Origin of the sequence: Streptomyces sp. NPDC050619 (genome assembly GCF_040654815.1) — a bacterium.
In the GTDB taxonomy this organism is placed as follows: domain Bacteria; phylum Actinomycetota; class Actinomycetes; order Streptomycetales; family Streptomycetaceae; genus Streptomyces.
Map to the genome: position 1 here is coordinate 149,937 of NZ_JBFAIR010000025.1, position 18,772 is coordinate 168,708.

Annotated in this window: 5 protein-coding genes; all 5 read left to right on the top strand. The window is 74.1% G+C overall.

Features of this window, described 5'->3' with window-relative positions:
• Nucleotides 1-29 precede the first annotated feature (29 nt).
• The 5 genes from AB0I77_RS34480 (at nucleotide 30) to AB0I77_RS34500 (ending at nucleotide 18,684) form a co-directional block, all read left to right on the top strand.
• The gene (locus AB0I77_RS34480) at nucleotides 30-4,814 is read left to right on the top strand and encodes an SDR family NAD(P)-dependent oxidoreductase (RefSeq protein ID WP_363286704.1); all 4,785 of its coding nucleotides are present in this window, start codon (nucleotides 30-32) and stop codon (nucleotides 4,812-4,814) included.
• Nucleotides 4,811-10,594, top strand: a complete 5,784-nt coding sequence (locus AB0I77_RS34485) for an SDR family NAD(P)-dependent oxidoreductase (protein ID WP_363286706.1) — start codon at nucleotides 4,811-4,813, stop codon at nucleotides 10,592-10,594. Before AB0I77_RS34480 ends, AB0I77_RS34485 begins: the two co-directional genes overlap by 4 nt.
• A 36-nt stretch (nucleotides 10,595-10,630) precedes the next feature.
• A complete protein-coding gene (locus AB0I77_RS34490) occupies nucleotides 10,631-16,888 on the top strand; it encodes a type I polyketide synthase (protein ID WP_363286707.1) in 6,258 nt (2,085 codons plus the stop codon).
• A 71-nt stretch (nucleotides 16,889-16,959) separates the two neighbouring features.
• On the top strand, nucleotides 16,960-18,177 hold the full coding sequence (locus tag AB0I77_RS34495; RefSeq protein ID WP_363286708.1) for a cytochrome P450: 1,218 nt from the start codon (nucleotides 16,960-16,962) through the stop codon (nucleotides 18,175-18,177).
• Nucleotides 18,178-18,204: 27 nt separating this feature from the next.
• The gene (locus AB0I77_RS34500) at nucleotides 18,205-18,684 is read left to right on the top strand and encodes a nuclear transport factor 2 family protein (RefSeq protein WP_363286709.1); all 480 of its coding nucleotides are present in this window, start codon (nucleotides 18,205-18,207) and stop codon (nucleotides 18,682-18,684) included.
• Nucleotides 18,685-18,772: the final 88 nt, after the last annotated feature.

Genomic DNA, 18,772 nt, shown 5'->3' on the forward strand with positions numbered 1-18,772 from the left:
CCGATGCGAAACCGAGAGGGATCAGGATCATGACCACATCGTCCGAAGCGGTGGTCGAAGCACTGCGGGCAGCGCTGAAGGAGAACGAACGGCTGCGCGACGCCGCGCGGGCGGCTACCGAGCCGATGGCGATCGTCGGGATGAGCTGTCGGTTCCCGTCCGGCGTCGGTTCGCCCGAAGAGCTGTGGGAACTGGTCATGGACGGCCGGGACGCCGTGTCCGCCTTCCCGAGCGACCGCGGCTGGGACCTGGCGTCGCTGTTCGCAGACGACCCCGACCAGCCGGGCACCTCGTACACCCGCGAGGGCGGGTTCCTGCACGACGCCGCCGAGTTCGACGCGGGCTTCTTCGGTCTCTCGCCGCGCGAGGCCCTCGCCATGGACCCGCAGCAGCGGCTGCTGCTGGAGACGTCCTGGGAGGCGGTGGAGCGGGCCGGCATCGATCCGCTGTCGCTGCGCGGCAGCCGGACCGGGGTCTTCGCTGGAGTGATGTACCACGACTACGGCTCACGGCCCGGCCTGGTCACCGACGAGGTCGAGGGGTATGTGGGCACGGGCAGCGCGGGCAGCGTCGCCTCCGGCCGGATCTCGTTCACGCTGGGCCTGGAGGGCCCTGCTGTGACGGTGGACACAGCGTGCTCGTCGTCGCTGGTCGCCGTGCACCTGGCGGCCCAGGCGCTGCGACGCGGCGAGTGCTCGCTGGCGCTCGCCGCGGGTGTGACGGTGATGGCGACACCGTCCACGTTCGTGGAGTTCAGCCGGCAGCGGGGGCTCGCCCCGGACGGACGCTGCAAGTCCTTCGCCGACGCGGCGGACGGAGCCGGGTGGAGCGAGGGAGCCGGCGTGCTGCTCCTGGAGCGGCTGTCGGACGCACGCCGCAACGGGCGGCGGATCCTGGCCGTGGTGCGCGGCAGCGCGGTCAACCAGGACGGCGCGAGCAGCGGTCTGACGGCTCCGAACGGCCCGGCGCAGCAACGGGTGATCCGACAGGCACTGGACGACGCGGCGCTCTCCGCCGCGGATGTCGACGCGATCGAGGGACACGGCACCGGCACCCCGCTCGGCGATCCGATCGAGGCGCAGGCGATCCTCGCAGTGGCCGGGCGGGACCGGCAGCGCCCGCTCTGGCTCGGCTCGGTGAAGTCGAACATCGGGCACACTCAGGCGGCAGCGGGCGTCGCCGGCGTCATCAAGACGGTGATGGCGCTGCGGCACCGGATGCTCCCTGGGACCCTGCACGTCGACGAGCCGTCGACCAAGGTGGACTGGTCGACCGGGGCGGTGGAGCTGCTGACGCGGAGCCGGCCGTGGCCGGACCCGGGCCGGCCGCGCCGCGCGGGGGTGTCGTCCTTCGGCATCAGCGGCACCAACGCCCATGTGATCGTGGAGGAAGCCCCGGAGCCTGCCCGCGAGGAGGCCGGTGGGCTCCCGGCAGGAGTTCCCGGGGAGCAGCAGGCCGAGAACGGGGGCGTCCCGCTGCCGTGGCTGCTGTCGGGCCGGGACGAGGGCGCGCTGCGGGACCAGGCCGAGCGGCTGCGTCGGCACGTCGCGGACGACGGCGGGCTCCGTCTCGCCGACGTGGCGTACTCGCTCGCCGTCACCCGGCCGGCGTTCGAACACCGGGCGGTGGTCGTCGCGGCCGACCGGCCCGGACTGGAACGGGAGCTGTCCAGGCTCGCGGCGGGCGAGGCACCCGCCACGGGGTCCCGGGGCACGGTCTCCGAGGGCCGTCTGGCGTTCCTGTTCACCGGTCAGGGCGCGCAGCGTACCGGCATGGGGCGGGAGCTGTACGCGCGGTATCCGGTGTACGCCGAGGCCTTCGACGCGGTCTGCGCCGAGCTGGACCGGCATCTTGACCGGCCGCTGCGAGACGTGGTCCTGGGCGCCTCGGGGACCGAAGGGCTGCTCGACGAGACGGCCTGGACGCAGCCCGCGCTGTTCGCCGTCGAGGTCGCGCTCTATCGGCTGGTGGAGTCATGGGGCGTACGGCCCGATGTGGTCACCGGTCACTCCGTCGGCGAACTCGCCGCGGCGCACGTGGCGGGGGGGCTGTCGCTCGCGGACGCCGCCACGCTGGTCGCGGCCCGGGGCCGGCTCATGCAGTCGCTGCCGCGAGGCGGCGCGATGAGCTCGGTGGAGGCGACCGAGGAGGAGGTGGCGCCGCTGCTGGCGAAGCGGTCCGGGCGGGCCGCTCTGGCGGCGGTGAACGGGCCCTCATCGGTGGTGGTCGCCGGGGACGAGGACGCGGTCGCGGACGTGGTGGCGTACTTCGCCGGGCTGGGCCGCCGCACCAAGCAGCTGCGGGTCAGCCATGCCTTCCACTCGCCCCACATGGACGCGATGGCCGAGGAGTTCGCCGCCGTGGTGCGCCGTGTCTCCTTCAGTGCCCTCCGGATCCCGGTGGTGTCCGCGCTCACCGGGACCCTGGTGGACGCCTCAGTGCTGGGCACGCCGGACTACTGGGTGCGGCACGCCCGGGAGACTGTGCGGTTCCTCGACGCGGTCCGGATGCTGGAGGCCGAGGGCGTCACCGCGTTCCTGGAGCTGGGCCCGGACGCGGTGCTCGCGGCGATGGCCCAGGAGTGCGCCGCGGGCGGTGTCTTCGCGGCCGCCCTGCGCCGGGACGAACCCGAGGAGCAGGCGCTGCTCACGGCGCTTGGACAGCTGCACGTCCAGGGCGCCGTGCCGGGTGCCGGGGTGGCCTGGGCGGACGTGCTGGCCGGTGGCGGCGGTCGGCCTGTGCCGCTGCCGACCTACCCCTTCCAGCGCACCCGGTACTGGCTGGAGGCCGCCGGCGACGACCGGACGGCGGCCCGGGTGGACGAGCACCGGTATCGCGTCGAGTGGACGCCCCTGACCGTGTCCGGCGCCTCCCGGCTCTCCGGCAGCTGGCTGATCGTCACGTCCGATGCGGCCGACGGCACGGCGGACGGACTGCTCACGGCGTGCCGGCGGGCCGGAGCGGACGACGTCCGTCTGCTCACCCTCGACGCGGCGACCGGGACCGACCGTACGGCACTCGCCCGCCGGCTGCGCGAACTCGCCGCCGACCGGCTGCCTACGGGTGTGGTGTCCCTGTTGGCCCTGGACGAACGGCCGCTGCCGAACGAGAGCCGGCCCGAGAAGCCGTCAGGGAGCCTGGACCGGGGCTTGGCGGCGACGGTGGTGCTGGGGCAGGCACTGGGTGACGCCGGGGTCGATGCCCCGCTGTGGTGTCTCACCCAGGGCGCGGTGACCGTCGGCCCCGACCCGGCGCGGCGTCCGGCGCAAGCCGGCGTCTGGGGGCTCGGCCGGGTGGCCGCGCTCGAATGGCCGGAGCGCTGGGGCGGCCTGGCCGACTTGCCGGAGACGGTCGACGAGGACGTACTCGGCCGGCTCCTGGCAGTCCTCGCCGCGCCGGACGGCGAGACCCAGCTGGCCGTGCGGGCCGACCGGGTGCTCGGCTGCCGTCTCGTGCGCTCGCCGCTCGCCGAAGCACCGGTGCGGCGGGTCTGGCAGCCCACGGGCATCGCCGTCGTCACCGGCGGCACGGGCGGACTCGGCGCACGGGTGGCGCGCCGGCTGGCCGCCCAGGGCGTGCCGCACCTGCTGCTGCTCAGCCGCCGCGGGCCCGACGCCCCCGGCGCCGCTGAGCTGAAGGACCAACTCACCCAGCTGGGCGCCGAGGTGACCATCGCCGCCTGCGACCTCGCCGACCAGGACGCCCTGCGCCGCGTCGTGGCCGCACTGCCGCCGGAGCACCCGGTCGGCACCGTCGTGCACGCGGCGGGCACCGTCCATGAGGAGACGCCGCTGTCCGAGTACGGTCTCCCCGATTTCGCCGAGATGCTCTCCGGCAAGCTGGCAGGCGCCCGGAACCTCGACGCCGTCTTCGACGGGTCGGCCCCCGGCCGTTCCCCCGACGCCTTCGTACTGTTCTCCTCCGGCGCCGGGCTGTGGGGCAACTCCGGGCAGGCAGCGTACGCGGCGGCCAACGCCTCCCTCGACGCCCTGGCCGGCGCCCGCCGGGCCCGCGGACAAGCCGCGACCTCGATCGCCTGGGGTGCGTGGGCCGGCGCGGGCATGGCCGCCGACGCGGGCGAACTGCTGCGCCGCCGCGGTGTCCCCCTGATGGATCCGGAAACCGCGCTCGCCGGTCTTCAGGCGGCACTCGACCGCGACGAGACCACGACGGCCTTCGCCGCCTTCGACTGGGAGCGGTTCGCACCCGCCTACGGCGGCACCCGCTCACACGCGCTCCTGGCCGCCCTGCCCGAGGCGCGGCGCGCCCTGCGCACAGAGGCCGGGCCCACGGACACCGGGGCCCTGCGGGAGCGGCTCGCGGCCCTGCCCGCGGACGAGCAGTCACAGGTCCTGCTCGACCTGGTCCGCACCCACGCCGCCGACGCGCTCGGGCACCGCTCGGCGGACAAGGTCCGCGCCACGTCGGCGTTCAAGGACCTCGGGTTCGACTCGATGGCCTCCCTGACGCTGCGGAACCGGCTCAACGAGGCCACCGGTCTCGCCCTGCCCACCACCGTGGTCTTCGACCACGCCACTCCGGCCGCCCTCGCCCAGCACCTGCAGACGGCCGTCCGCCCCGACGGCGCGGCCGACGGCTCGGTCCTGGCAGGACTGGACGGGCTGGAGAGCGCGGTCGACGCGCTGTCCCCCGACGACGAAGCACGCGCCCGGGTCGTCGCCCGCCTGCGGACCTTGCTGTGGAAGTGGGACCGGCCCGGCCCCACCGACCAAGCAGCCGACGGCGACGCCCTGTTGCTGGCGACCGACGACGAGATGTTCGACATCGTCAACAAGGAGCTCGGAATCTCATGACCAGCCCTGTTGAGCACAAACTGCGCGAGTACTTGAAACTCGTCACCTCCGAACTGCGGCAGACCCGCACCCGCCTCGACGCCGTCGAGCAGCGGGACCACGAACCCGTCGCGATCGTCGGCATGGGGTGCCGCTTTCCCGGGCAGGTCGCGTCCCCGGAGGACCTGTGGCGCCTGGTCGCCGACGGGGCCGACGCGGTCGGCGACCTGCCCGAGGACCGCGGCTGGGACGCGGCGGACCTCTACGACCCGGAGCCGGGCCGCCCCGGTAAGAGCTATGTGCGCACCGGAGCCTTCCTCGACGACGCGTCGGGGTTCGACGCCGAGTTCTTCGGGATCAACCCGCGCGAGGCCCTGGCGATGGACCCGCAGCAGCGGCTGCTGCTGGAGGTGACCTGGGAGGCGCTGGAGCGGGCCGGCATCAAGCCGGCGTCCCTGCGAGGCAGCCGGTCCGGGGTCTTCGTCGGACTGACGCACCAGGGGTACGCGTTCCCCGCGCGGGTGAGCCCGGGCGACGAGGTGGCCGGGTACCGGCTCACCGGGAGCACCGCGGCGGTGGCGGCCGGACGGACCTCGTACGTCCTCGGTCTGACCGGCCCCGCGGTGACCGTGGACACCGCCTGTTCCTCCTCCCTGGTCGCCCTGCACCAGGCGGTCAACTCACTCCGTTCCGGCGAGAGTTCGCTCGCACTGGCGGGCGGGGTGACCGTGATGGCGACGCCCAACGCCTTCGTGGAGTTCAGCCGGCAGCGCGGCCTGGCGGTGGACGGCCGGTGCAAGTCCTTCGCCGCGGCGGCCGACGGCACCGGCTGGGGCGAGGGCGCCGGCGTCCTGGTGCTGGAGCGGCTGGCGGACGCGCGGCGCGCAGGGCACCCGGTGCTTGCGGTGATCCGCGGTTCCGCGGTCAACCACGGCGGTGCCGGCAACGGCCTGACCGCGCCCAACGGTCCGTCGCAGGAGCGGCTGATCGAGGCGGCGCTGGCCGCCGCCCGGCTGTCGCCCTCCGAAGTCGACGCGGTCGAGGCACACGGCACCGGGACCACGTTGGGCGACCCGATCGAGGCCCGCGCGCTGTTGGCGGCATATGGTCGGGACCGGCCGGCGGACCGCCCTCTCTGGCTGGGCTCGGTGAAGTCCAACATCGCGCACACCCAGGCCGCCTCCGGGGTCGCCGGGGTGATCAAGATGGTGATGGCGATGCGGCACGGCGTGCTGCCGCGCACCCTGCACGTCGACGAACCGACCCCGCACGTGGACTGGACGGCCGGCGCGGTGCGACTGCTCACCGAGGAGCGCGCATGGCCCGACGAAGGCCGCCCGCGCCGTGCGGGCGTCTCCTCCTTCGGCGTGAGCGGCACCAACGCCCACGTCATCCTGGAGCAGGCTCCCGACACGGCGGACGAGCCACCCACCGACGCGCCCGATACCGCAGGCGGCCTGCCTGCCGCAGACGGCACGGGCGACTCCGACGGCACAGACGGCGACAGTCCGGGCACCGCCGCGGTCGCGGCCGTGCCCGCGACGCCGGTGTCCGCGACGCCGTGGGTGGTGTCCGCCGGCAGCGCGCAGGCGCTGCGGGACCAGGCGGCGCGGCTGGCCGCCTACGCCGGTGCAAACCCGGAGTCGACCGCAGCGGACATCGGCCACTCCCTTGTCACGACCCGGTCCGCCCTCCCGTTCCGGGCGGTCGCGGTCGGCTCCGAGCGGACCCGGCTGGTGGAGGCGCTGGAGGCACTGTCCCGGGGCGAGGAGTCGCCGGCGGTCGTCACGGCCGGGGCGGGGTCCGGCGCGGTGGAGGCGGACACCGCCGCCCGGCGCCGGATCGTGTTCGTCTTCCCGGGCCAGGGCGCGCAGTTCGCCGGCATGGCCACTGGTCTGCTGGACACCTCCCCGCTCTTCCGGGAGACCATGGAGGAGTGCGCGGCGGCGCTCGCGCCGTACGTGGACTGGTCGCTGCTGGACGTGCTGCGCGGGAGTGACGCGAGCTGGCTGGAGCGGGTGGATGTGGTCCAGCCCGCGCTCTTCGCGGTGATGGTGTCCCTGGCCGCGCTGTGGCGCTCGGTGGGCGTCACCCCGGACGTGGTGGTGGGCCACTCCCAGGGCGAGATCGCCGCTGCCTGCGTAGCGGGTGCCCTCTCGCTGGACGACGCGGCCCGGGTGGTGGCCGTCCGCAGCCGGGCGCTGCGCGCGCTGGCAGGCGGGGGCGGGATGGTCACGGTCGCGCTGGGCGAGACCGAGGCCGCCGCCCTGGTGGCGCCCTGGGGTGCGCGGCTCTCGGTGGCCGCGGTCAACAGCCCCTCCTCGGTCGTGGTGTCCGGCGACGTGGCCGCACTGGCCGAGCTGACCGACCTGTGCGTCGCGGAAGGGGTGCGGACACGCCGGATCCCGGTGGACTACGCCTCGCACTCCGCGCAGGTCGAGGAGGTACGCGACGAACTGCTCGGCGCGCTCTCCGGGATCACGACGGACTCCCCGCGCACGGCGTTCCTCTCCACGGTCACCGGGACCCTGCTGGACGCCGGTGAACACCGGTCCGAGTACTGGTACCGCAACCTCCGTCAGCCTGTCCGGCTCGCCGAGGTCACCCGGGAGCTGGCCGACGGCGGCTACGACGTCTTCCTGGAGATCAGCCCGCATCCGGTGCTGACGGTGCCGGTTCAGGAGACCGTGGAGGACGCCGGGGCCGACGCAGTCCTGGTCACCGGGTCGCTGCGCCGTGACGACAACGGCATGGAGGGATTCCTGCGGGCGGCGGGCCGGCTGTACACCCAGGGTGTCCGCCTGGACTGGGAGCGGCTGTTCGCGGGCCGGGGCGCCCGCCGGCTGGACCTTCCGACGTACGCCTTCCAGCGTCGCGGCTACTGGCTGGCCGACGGCGAGGGGGACCTGGACGTCGCGGCCACTGGGCTCGCGCCGGGCAACCATCCCCTGGTCAGGGCGATCGTCGCCACGGCAACCGGAAACGGTCTGGTGCTGAGCGGGCGGCTATCGGTCCGCGCTCAGCCGTGGCTCGCCGACCACACCGTGCACGACACGATGCTGTTCCCCGGCACGGGCTTCCTCGAACTCGCCTCGCACGCCGGCCGGCTGCTGGGCGCGGAGCGGGTACGGGAGCTGACCGTGCAGGCGCCACTGGCTCTGTCCGCGGCGGGCGAGACGACCTTCCAGGTGGTGGCGGAGAGCCAGGACGAGGGCTGGGCCGTCAGCGTGCACTCCCGGACCGGGGACGACGAGCCCTGGATCCGGCACGCGACCGGTGTCCTCGACGACGAGCCGACCGCGGCTGTGCCGCAGGACGGAGCCTGGCCGCCCGACGGCGCGGTCGCGGTCGACCTTGGCGACCACTACGCCCGGCTGGCCGGCCAGGGCTATGTGTACGGGCCGGCCTTCCAGGGGCTCCGGGCGGCCTGGCGGCTCGGGGACACGGTCCTCGCCGAGGTAGGGCTGGACGAGGAACTGCTCGCCGGAGCCACATCGTTCGGCCTGCATCCCGCTCTGCTGGACGCCGCCGCGCAGAGCGTCGCGCTGACCGGCCCGGAGGACGGCGCCGAACCGACGGACGGGCCTGCGGCCCGGCTGCCGTTCTCGTGGAGCGATGTCTCACTGCACGCGACTGGGGCGTCGACGGTGCGCGTCCGGCTGTCGCCCGCCGGGGCGGACGCGGTGTCACTCACGCTCACCGACCCGTCCGGGCATCCAGTGGCTTCGGTGGGCTCGCTGGCCCTTCGTCCCGTCGACCCCGCGCATTTCTCCGCCGCCCGCACGGCAAGTGAGGGACTGTTCCGGCTGGCGTGGACGGCCGCGCCCGCGGGGCGGCCGGCACCGCACGGCGGGCACGCCCTGCTGGGGCCGGTCCCCGGCCTCGACGAGCCCGACGGCATCCGCGCGGACGACGGGACAGACCGGCAGGACAAGGCCGACCGGCAGAACGTGACACCCCGGTACGACGACCTCGCCGCTCTGAGCGACCACGTCCGTTCCAGCGGCCCGGTGCCCCACACGGTGGTGGCGTCCTGCACCCCAGCCGCCATCGCCGCCGCGTGCTCCGCCACCCCCGCCGGCTCCGCCACCCCCGCCGGCTCCGACGCCCCCTCCGTCCGTACGACGCTGGAGCACTCTCTGGGCCTGCTCCAGGCGTACCTCGCGGACGAGCGGCTCGGCGCGTCCAGGCTGGTACTGCTGACCCACGGCGCGGTGGCGGCGCGGCCGGGCGACGTCCCGGACGACGCGCAGGCGGCGGTCTGGGGCCTGGTCCGGACCGCCCAGACCGAGCACCCCGGCCGGTTCGTCCTGGTCGACACCGACACTGGTCGCCTCTCCCCCGAACAGCTGGCCGCGACGCTGGCCACCGGGGAGCCCCAAACCGCGGTGCGCGCCGACACGGTCCTGCACCCCGGCCTCGCACGCCCCGACAGTTCGGCGGAGCCGGAAGGGGCGCGGGACCGGCGGCCGTTCGCCGACGGCACCGTGCTGATCACCGGCGGCACCGGCATGCTCGGCACACTGCTCGCCCGTCATCTGGTCACCGTCCACGGAGCCCGACGCCTGCTGCTGCTGAGCCGTCAGGGCCCGGCCGCCGCGGGCGCCGCCGAGCTGGTGCCGGACCTGTCCGCACTCGGTGCCGACGTGGAGGTGGCCGCCTGCGACGTCGGCGACCGGAACGCCCTGGCGACGCAGCTGGCGCAGATCCCCGCGAACGCCCCGCTGACCGCGGTGGTGCACACCGCCGGTGTACTGGACGACGCGGTGCTGACCTCGGTCACCTCCGACCGGTTGGAGCGGGTGCTGCGCCCGAAGACGGACGCGGCAGAGCACCTCGACGCCCTGACCAGGCACCTGGACCTCTCCGCGTTCGTGCTGTTCTCCTCGGCGTCGGGGCTGCTCGGCACGGCCGGGCAGGGCGCGTACGCCGCGGCGAACGCAGCCCTGGACGCGCTGGCGGAGCGCCGCCGGGCGAGCGGCCTGCCCGCGCTCTCGCTGGCCTGGGGCTTCTGGGAACAGCAGAGCGCGATGACCGGTCATCTGGGCGAGGCGGACCTCGCGCGGATCGCCCGGTCCGGGATGCGGCCACTCACCCCGGAGGAGGGCCTGACGCTCTTCGACGCGGCACTGGCGGACGGGACGGCGGTCCTGGCGCCCATGCGGGTCAGCACGGCGGCGCTTCGCGCCCAGGCCGCCTCAGGCGTCGTACCGCCGCTGCTGCGGTCGCTGGCCGGCCCCGGTACGCGCCCGACAGCCCTGACGGGGCCGCGGGGCGACTCCGGACCGGCGGCCGTGCTCGACGGTCTGGACAGTCTCTCCGGCCACGAGCGCGAACGGGTCCTGCTGGATCTGGTGTGCGGCACGGCGGCGGCGGTGCTGGGACACCGGTCGGCGGACGACGTCCCGGAGACCCGCGGCTTCCTGGAGATGGGCTTCGACTCGCTGGCCGCGGTGGAACTGCGCAACCGGCTCGCCGCCGTCTGCGGGCTGCGGCTGCCGACCACCCTCGTCTTCGACCACCCCACGCCGCGTGCCGTCGCCGGCCAACTGGACACGCTGCTCGGCGGAGACGAGGAGCGCGCCGAGGAGGCCGTCACCGCCGGACTGGACCGGCTCACCGGCCAGCTGCGCGGCACCGATCTGCGGGACGAGGTACGCGACCAGGCGGTGACCCGGCTGACGGAACTGCTGGCCGAACTGACCGGCGGGTCGGGGCCCGCCCCGGACCCGGGCCTGGAGAGCGCGACCGACGACGAACTCTTCGACCTGGTCGACAACCGCTTCCTGCATGCGAAGTGAACCCGGCGGGCCGATCGTGCGGAAGGAGCGGAACCCATGACGAACGAGACCAGGCTGCGTGAGTACCTCAAGCGGGCGATCTCGGAGGGGCAGCAGACGCAACTGCGCCTGGAGGAGGTGGAGGCGAAGGCCAGGGAACCGATCGCGGTGGTCGGCATGGCCTGCCGGTACCCCGGCGGTTCGGACAGCCCGGAAAAGCTGTGGCGGCTGGTCACCGACGGCCGCGACCCCCTGTCCGCGCTGCCGTCCGACCGGGGCTGGGACATCGACCGGCTGCTGGGCACTGGCACCGGCCAGCCGGGCAAATCGCACTCCGGGGTAGGCGGGTTCCTTGACGACTGCGCCGAATTCGACCCCGAGTTCTTCGGGATCAGCCCGCGCGAGGCACTCGCGATGGACCCGCAGCAGCGGCTGCTGCTGGAGCTGGCCTGGGAGGGTTTCGAGCGGGCACACCTCGACCCCGAGGCACTGCGCGGCAGCCGTACCGGAGTGTTCGTCGGGGTGATGTACAGCGACTACGGCGGCCGGCTGCGGGAGGCGCCGCCGGAGCTGGAGGGTTATCTCGGCAACGGCAGCGCGGGCAGCGTGGCGTCCGGGCGGCTGTCCTACACCTTCGGCCTCGAAGGACCCGCGGTGACGGTGGACACCGCCTGCTCGTCATCGCTGGTCGCACTCCACCTGGCAGCCAACTCGCTGCGCTCGGGCGAGAGTTCGCTGGCACTGGCGGGCGGGGTGACGGTGATGTCGACACCCGGGGTGTTCGTGGAGTTCAGTCGGCAGGGCGGTCTGGCCGCGGACGGCCGGTGCAAGTCGTTCGCCGCGGCGGCCGACGGCACCGGCTGGGGCGAAGGTGCCGGGATGCTGGTCCTGGAGCGGCTCTCGGACGCACAGCGCGAAGGTCACCCGGTGCTCGCGGTGATCCGCGGCTCCGCGGTCAACCAGGACGGTGCCAGCAGCGGGCTGACCGCGCCGAACGGACCCTCGCAGCAGCGGGTGATCCGCGAGGCGCTGACCCGGGCCCGGCTGGCGCCGTCCGACGTGGACGCCGTCGAGGCGCACGGCACCGGGACCCGGCTCGGCGACCCGATCGAGGCGCAGGCCCTCCTCGCGACGTACGGCCAGGACCGGCCCGCGGACCACCCGCTCTGGCTGGGCTCGGTGAAGTCCAGCATCGGGCACACCCAGGCCGCCGCCGGCGTCGCCGGGGTGATCAAGATGGTGATGGCGATGCGGCACGGCGTGCTGCCGCGCACCCTGCACGTCGACGAACCGACCCCGCACGTGGACTGGACGGCCGGCGCCGTCCAACTGCTCACCGAGAACCGGAGCTGGCCCGACCTCGGCCGGCCACGCCGCGCGGGCGTCTCGTCCTTCGGCGTGAGCGGCACCAACGCCCACGTCATCCTGGAGGGGCCGCCACCCGTCACCGAGCGGCGTCCCGCCGACGCCGCGGAGGTCCTCGACACGGGCGCCGTGACACCGTGGGCGCTCTCCGCCAGGAGCGCCGAGGCGCTGCGAGCACGCGCCCGCGACCTGCTGACGCACCTCGACGAGCGGACCGACGTCCCACTCGCCGACACCGCCCACTCGCTGAGCCGGCGCCCCTCGCTCGGCCACCGCGCCGTGGTGGCGGCCCGGGACAGGGCCACGCTGCGCCGGACACTGGCCGCACTGGCCGACGAGGGCACCGCGCCCGGTCTGGTGCGAGGCGTGGCCGGCCGGCCGAAGCTCGCCTTCGTCTTCACCGGCCAGGGCAGCCAGCGCCAGGAGATGGGACAGGCTCTCTACGAGGCGTTCCCGGCGTTCGCCGACGCCCTGGACACGGTCGCCGAGCAGCTGGACGCACGTCTTGATCGGCCGCTGAAGGAACTCATGCTGGGCGGCTCCGGGCCGGACGGGCTGCTGGACCGGACCGGGTACGCCCAGCCGGCGCTGTTCGCTTTCGAGGTGGCGCTGTTCCGGTTGCTGGAGCGATGGGGTGTGCGGCCGGACTTCGTCGCCGGCCACTCGATCGGCGAGCTGGCCGCTGTCCATGTCGCCGGGGTCCTGTCGCTGGCGGACGCCGCGCAGCTGGTGACCGAGCGCGGCCGGCTGATGCAGCAACTGCCCCCTGGCGGGGCAATGGTGGCGGTGCAGGCGAGCGAGGAGGAAGTGCTGCCGCTCCTGGCGAACCTCGACGGCCGGGCCGCCCTCGCCGCGGTCAACGGGCCGTCGGCGGTGGTGGTCAGTGGTGACGAGGAGGAGGTCCTCCTGATCGCCGACGAGCTGGCGGGGCGGGGGCGCAAGACCCGGCGGCTGCGAGTGAGCCACGCGTTCCACTCCCCTCATATGGACGGGATGCTGGCGGAGTTCCGCGAGGTCGCCGGGGGGCTGGATTTCCGGGCGCCGCGCATCCCGGTGGTGTCCACCCTGTCCGGGCAGGAGGTCACGGCACAGGAGTTGCGCTCCCCGGACTACTGGACGCGGCACGCGCGGCACGCGGTGCGGTTCCTCGACGCCGTCCGCACCCTCCGGGACCGCGGCGTCGACACGTTCCTGGAGGTGGGACCGGACGCGGCGCTCGCCCCCATGGTGGACGGCTGCCTCCCCGAGAACGACGGCGGGACGGTGACCTCGACGGTCCGGGCGGGACGGCCGGAGGAGGAGACGCTCGTCACGGCCGTGTCCCGGCTGTACGTGCGGGGTGTGCCGGTGGACTGGGGGGAGTGTCTGCCGGACCCCGGACCACACCTGGTCGACCTGCCCACCTATCCCTTCCAGCGCCGCCGCTTCTGGCTCGACCCGACCGCCGAGGGAGGGGCGGGACAGCCGCACCTGGCCGGCCAGCGGGCCGTGACACACCCGGTGCTGGGCGCCGCCGCGGAGCTGCCGACGGGCGAAGGAACCCTGTTCACCGGCCGGCTGTCGACGGCGGAGCTGCCCTGGCTCGCCGACCACACGGTGCTCGGCGCCCCCGTGCTGCCGGGCGCGGCGCTGGTGGAGCTGGCACTGACGGCGGGCCGCGAGACGGACCGGCCCGACATCGAGGAACTCACCCTGGAGGCGCCACTGGTGTTGCCAGGAGACGGTGCCGTGCAGGTCGGGGTGGTGGTGGGCGCGCCGGACAACACCGCGCGCCGGCCGGTGAGCATTCACTCGCGGCCGGAGGACGCGTCCGCGGCGGCCCCCTGGACCCGGCATGCCACCGGGCTCCTCACGGCCGCCGGCGACGAGCAGCCTCAGTCACCGGCGGTGTGGCCGCCCGCGGGCGCGGTCGACGTCCCGGTGGCCGGTCTCTACGAGGCGCTCGGCGCCGCCGGCCTGGGCTACGGGCCGGTGTTCCGGGGCGTGCGGAGGGCCTGGCGGGACGGCGCTGACGTGTTCGCCGAGGTGTCCTTGCCCGAGGAACACATCGACGGGCCCGTCCGGTTCGGGCTGCATCCGGCGCTGCTCGACGCGGCACTGCACAGCGCCGGTGCTGGTGCTGGTGGGCCGACGGAGAGCGGGGACGGGGCGGTCGTACCGTTCTCCTGGAGCGGCGTGACGCTGCGCGCCACCGGGGCGCGGGCCCTGCGGGTCCGGCTGGCCCCGGCCGGCGCCGGCAGTCTGGCGGTGACCGCCTGGGACCCGGACGGCCGCCCGGTCGTCGCCGTCCGTGACCTGGCGCTGCGGCCCATCTCCCGCGAGCAGATCCGGGCGGCGCAAGGGGCCCGGCACGACGCCGTCCTCCGTGTCGACTGGACGGAACTCGCCGCGCGCCGGACGGCACCGGTCCGGCACTGCGCGCTGGTCGGCCCGATCCCCACCGGCCTCACCACGGCTCTGAAATCCCAGGGCCACCGGGTGAGCCACCACCCGGACCCGGTGGAGGCCCTCCTGGCGGGCCCCCTCACCGTGACCACACAGACCGGAGCCGCCGACGGGAACGGGGCCGACGGCGACCTGGCTGACGGGTCGGCGCCGGACACGGTCGTCGTCCTCGTGGACCCGCACCGCGGGACCGTCGTGGAGGCGAGTCACCAGGCCGTGCACACCACGCTGGATGCGATGCGGCGGTGGCTCGGTGAGCCCCGGGCAGTGGGGGCACGGCTGGTGTTCGTGACCACGGGGGCGGTGGCCGCGCAGGCGGCGGACGACGTGCCGAGTCCGGCTCACGCCGCTGTGTGGGGCCTGGTCCGATCCGCGCAGACGGAGCATCCGGACCGGTTCGCGCTCATCGATCTGGACGGCCTCGACGCCTCCGCGGACGTCCTGGCCGCCGCGCTCGCCACCGGCGAACCGCAGTTGGCGGTCCGCGCCGGTCGGCTCCTCGTGCCCCGGCTCGCCCGGATGCCGGCCCTCCGCACGGATCCGGAGCCCGCGTTCGACCCGCGGGGAACCGTGCTGATCACCGGCGGCACCGGCGGCCTCGGGCGGCAGGTCGCCCGCCGGTTGGCGGAGCGGCACGGCGCCAGCCGTCTGCTTCTGGTCAGCCGCCGCGGCCCGGCCGCCGAAGGCAGCGCCGAACTGGTCAAGGAGTTGCGCGAGCTGGGCGCGGAGGCCACCGTGGCCGCCTGTGACGTGGGCGACCGGCAGGCGCTGGCGAAACTCCTCGCCGGCCTCCCCGCCGCGCATCCGCTGACCCTGGTCGTGCACGCGGCCGGGGTGATCGACGACGGCGTGCTGACGTCGATCACCCCGGAGCAGGTGGACATCGTGCTGCGGGCCAAGCTGGATTCGGCCTGGCACCTGCACGAGCTGACCCAGGACGCCGGCCTCGCCGGATTCGTGCTGTTCTCCTCCGCGGCCGGGGTCCTCGGCGCCGGCGGCCAGGCCAACTACGCCGCGGCCAACGCCTTCCTGGATGCGCTCGCCCGGTACCGCACCGCCCGCGGACTGCCGGCCGTATCGCTGGCCTGGGGCCCGTGGGCGGACGGCGACGGCGGCATGACCGGCGCCCTGGGTGCGGACGGCCTCGCCCGGCTCGCCCGGAACGGGGTGCGCGCGTTCTCCGCCGCGGAAGCCCTGGACCTGTTCGACGCGGCCCGGTCCGGCGACGAGCCCGCGGTGGTCCTCATGCGGATGGACACCGCCGCGCTCCGCGGCGCCGCGGAGCGCACGGACGTACCACCGCTGCTCGCCGGGCTCGTGCCCGCTCCACCGCCCGCTCCCGCCTCCGTGCCGGCCCGGCAGCGGCTGGCGGACCTGCACGGCGAGGAGCGCCGCACGGAACTCCTCGGCCTGGTGCTCACCCACGCCGCGAGCGTCCTGGGGCACACCGACCCCGAGGCCCTGGACGCCTCGGGACCGTTCCTGGAGTCCGGATTCGACTCGCTGACCGCCGTGGAGCTGCGCAACGCCCTCGGCGGGGCGATCGGCCTGCGGCTGCCCTCCACCGTGGTGTTCGACAGCCGCACCCCGGCCGGGCTCGCCGAGCGGCTCGACGACCTGCTGGATGAAGCCCCGGCCGCCGGGGCCGACGACACGCCTCGGCCGCAGGACACGATCGACGTCCTGTACCGGGCGGCCGTCGCCCAGGACCGGATCCACGAGGGCAACGCGTTCCTGTCGGCCGCCTCCCGGCTCCGGCCCACGTTCGCGGCCGGGGACGACACCGACCGGGAGCCGGTGCGGCTGGCGAGCGGCCCCGAACGCCCCGTCCTGCTCTGCTTCCCGACGGTCGGGGCCTCGTCGAGCCCGCTCCAGTACGCCCACTTCGGCACGGCGCTCACGGGTGTCCGCGGAGTGTCGGCGCTCCAGGTGCCGGGCTTCATCGAAGGCGAGCCGCTGCCCGCCGACTTCGACGCCATGGTGGAGTCGCAGGCCCGAACGGTGCTGCGGCACGCGGCTGGAGAACCGTACGTCCTGGTCGGCTACTCCTCCGGGGGCTGGCTGGCCAACGCGGTAGCGGTCCACCTGGAGCGGACGGGCCACCAGCCGGCCGGCGTCGTGCTGCTGGACACGTACTTCGCCGACAGCCAACTCCCACTGATCCAGCCGGCGCTGACCCGGGGCATGTTCGACCGCGAAGAGGCGTTCGGCCGGATCGACCATGTGCGGTGGACCGCGATGGGCGCCTATCTGCGGCTGTTCACCGAGTTCGCTCCGGCTCCGACCCGCGCGCCCCACCTGCTGGTCCAGGCCACCTCCGCGCTGCCGTCCGTGCCGGGCGGGCCCGAGGTGCCGGCCGAGGCCTGGAAACGGAAACCGGCGTTCCCGATGGCCGTCCGGGAGGTACCCGGCGATCACTTCACGATCGTGGAGGACAACGCCGCCACAGCCGCGCTGGCCGTCCATGACTGGCTCACGACCCGGCCCACCGCTCCACTGGACTGACCTCGCCCCGCCCACCACCGTCACCACAGAGGCAGCAACAGCAACCGAAGAGACGAGAGAGGTTCTCCGACATGACCGAACAACCGACCGTGACCAACCCCGAACTGCACGAGTACCCGATGAAGCGAGGCTGCCCCTACCACCCGCCGACCGAGTACGCCGAGCTGGCCGAGCAGGGCCCGCTGTCCGAGGTGCGGCTCTTCGACGGCAGCACCGCGTGGCTGGTGACCCAGCACACGGAGGCGCGAGCGATGTTCGCCGACGCCGCGATGTTCTCCTCCGACCACGACAATCCCGCATTCCCGATTCTCGCCGAACGGGAGAAGAACTTCCCGGAGTTCACCCAGGAGCTGTTCGGGCTGGACGGGGATCGCCACAAGGCGCGCCGCCGCATGCTGCTGCCGCGCTTCACCGCCAAGCAGGTGGAGCGGTTACGTCCGATGATCCAGCGGATGGCCGACGAGCTGATCGACGAACTGCTCGAGCTCGAGGCCCCCGTCGACCTGATCGCGGTGCTGGGCAGGCCGCTGCCGTCGCGAGTGATCTGCAGGATGCTCGGCATCTCCTACGAAGAGCACGAGCTGTTCGAGGTGCACGCCCAGGGCATCATGCAGGCACCGGACCTGGAACAGGCGGTGGCGGCCGGCCAGGAACTGCTCGACTACCTGGTACAGGTGGTGGACGCCAAGCAGAAGAACCTGGGTGACGACCTGCTGAGCACGCTCATCACGGACCGGCTGAACACCGGTGAGCTGACCTCGATCGAGGTGTCGAAGCTCATGGTCGCCCTTCTGATCGGCGGCCAGGAGACGACCACCAGCATGATCGGCCTGGGCACCCTGACCCTGCTCCAGCACCCGGACCAGCTCGCCGAGATACGCGAGAACCCGGAGCTGCTGCCCGGTGCGGTGGAGGAGCTGATGCGGTTCCTGTCCATCGCCGACCTGACGACGCTGCGGGTCGCGACCGCCGACGTGGAGGTGGCGGGCCGGACCATCAAGGAGGGCGACGGGGTCATCCTGTCCACCGCCGCGGCCAACCGCGACGCCGCGGTCTTCGACGACGCCGACACCTTCGACATCCACCGGGACACCCAGGGCCACCTGGGCTTCGGCCACGGACCGCACAGGTGCCTGGGCGAGAACCTGGCCAGGGCCGAGCTGGAGATCCTCTTCGGCACCCTGTTCAAGCGGATCCCCACGCTGCGGCTCGCGGTGCCGATGGACGAGGTCTCCATGAAGGTCGGTATGACGCTGGAGGGACTGCACGACCTCCCCGTCACCTGGTAGCCGCTCTGGACAGGTAAGGAACCACGTATGGACGACCGCAACGCCGTCATCGAGATCTGTGACCGCATGGGATGGCACAGCGACCGGCACGAATGGGACCAAGCCGTCACCCTGTTCACCCCCAAGGTCCTGCTGGACTACACCAGTCTGCTCGGCGGCTCACCGACCACGGTGACCGCGGGGGAACTCGTCGACTCCTGGAAAGCGGTGCTCGGCGGCTACGACGCCTCCCACCACCTGATGACCAATCATCTGGTGTCGTTCGAGGGTGACACCGCGCTCTGCACCACCTCGTTCCAAGCGACGCACCGCCTCGACAACCCCATGGGCTCCCCCCTGTGGCGCATCGGCGGGACCTACCGCTTCCACCTTGTGCGCGCCGACACCGGCTGGCGCATCAATGAGCTGGCGATGACCATCCTCTGGACCGAGGGGAACCGGAACATCCTGGACCTCGCGGCGGAACGGCAGTCGAAGGCCGGCCGGCCGGAGCAAGGACAGCACTGAGCGCACACAGGGGAGCGGGGGGGGGGCGCCGGCCGCGGCCGCCCCCCCCCAGCCCCGACCGGCCCCCCCGGCCCCCCCACCCGCACAC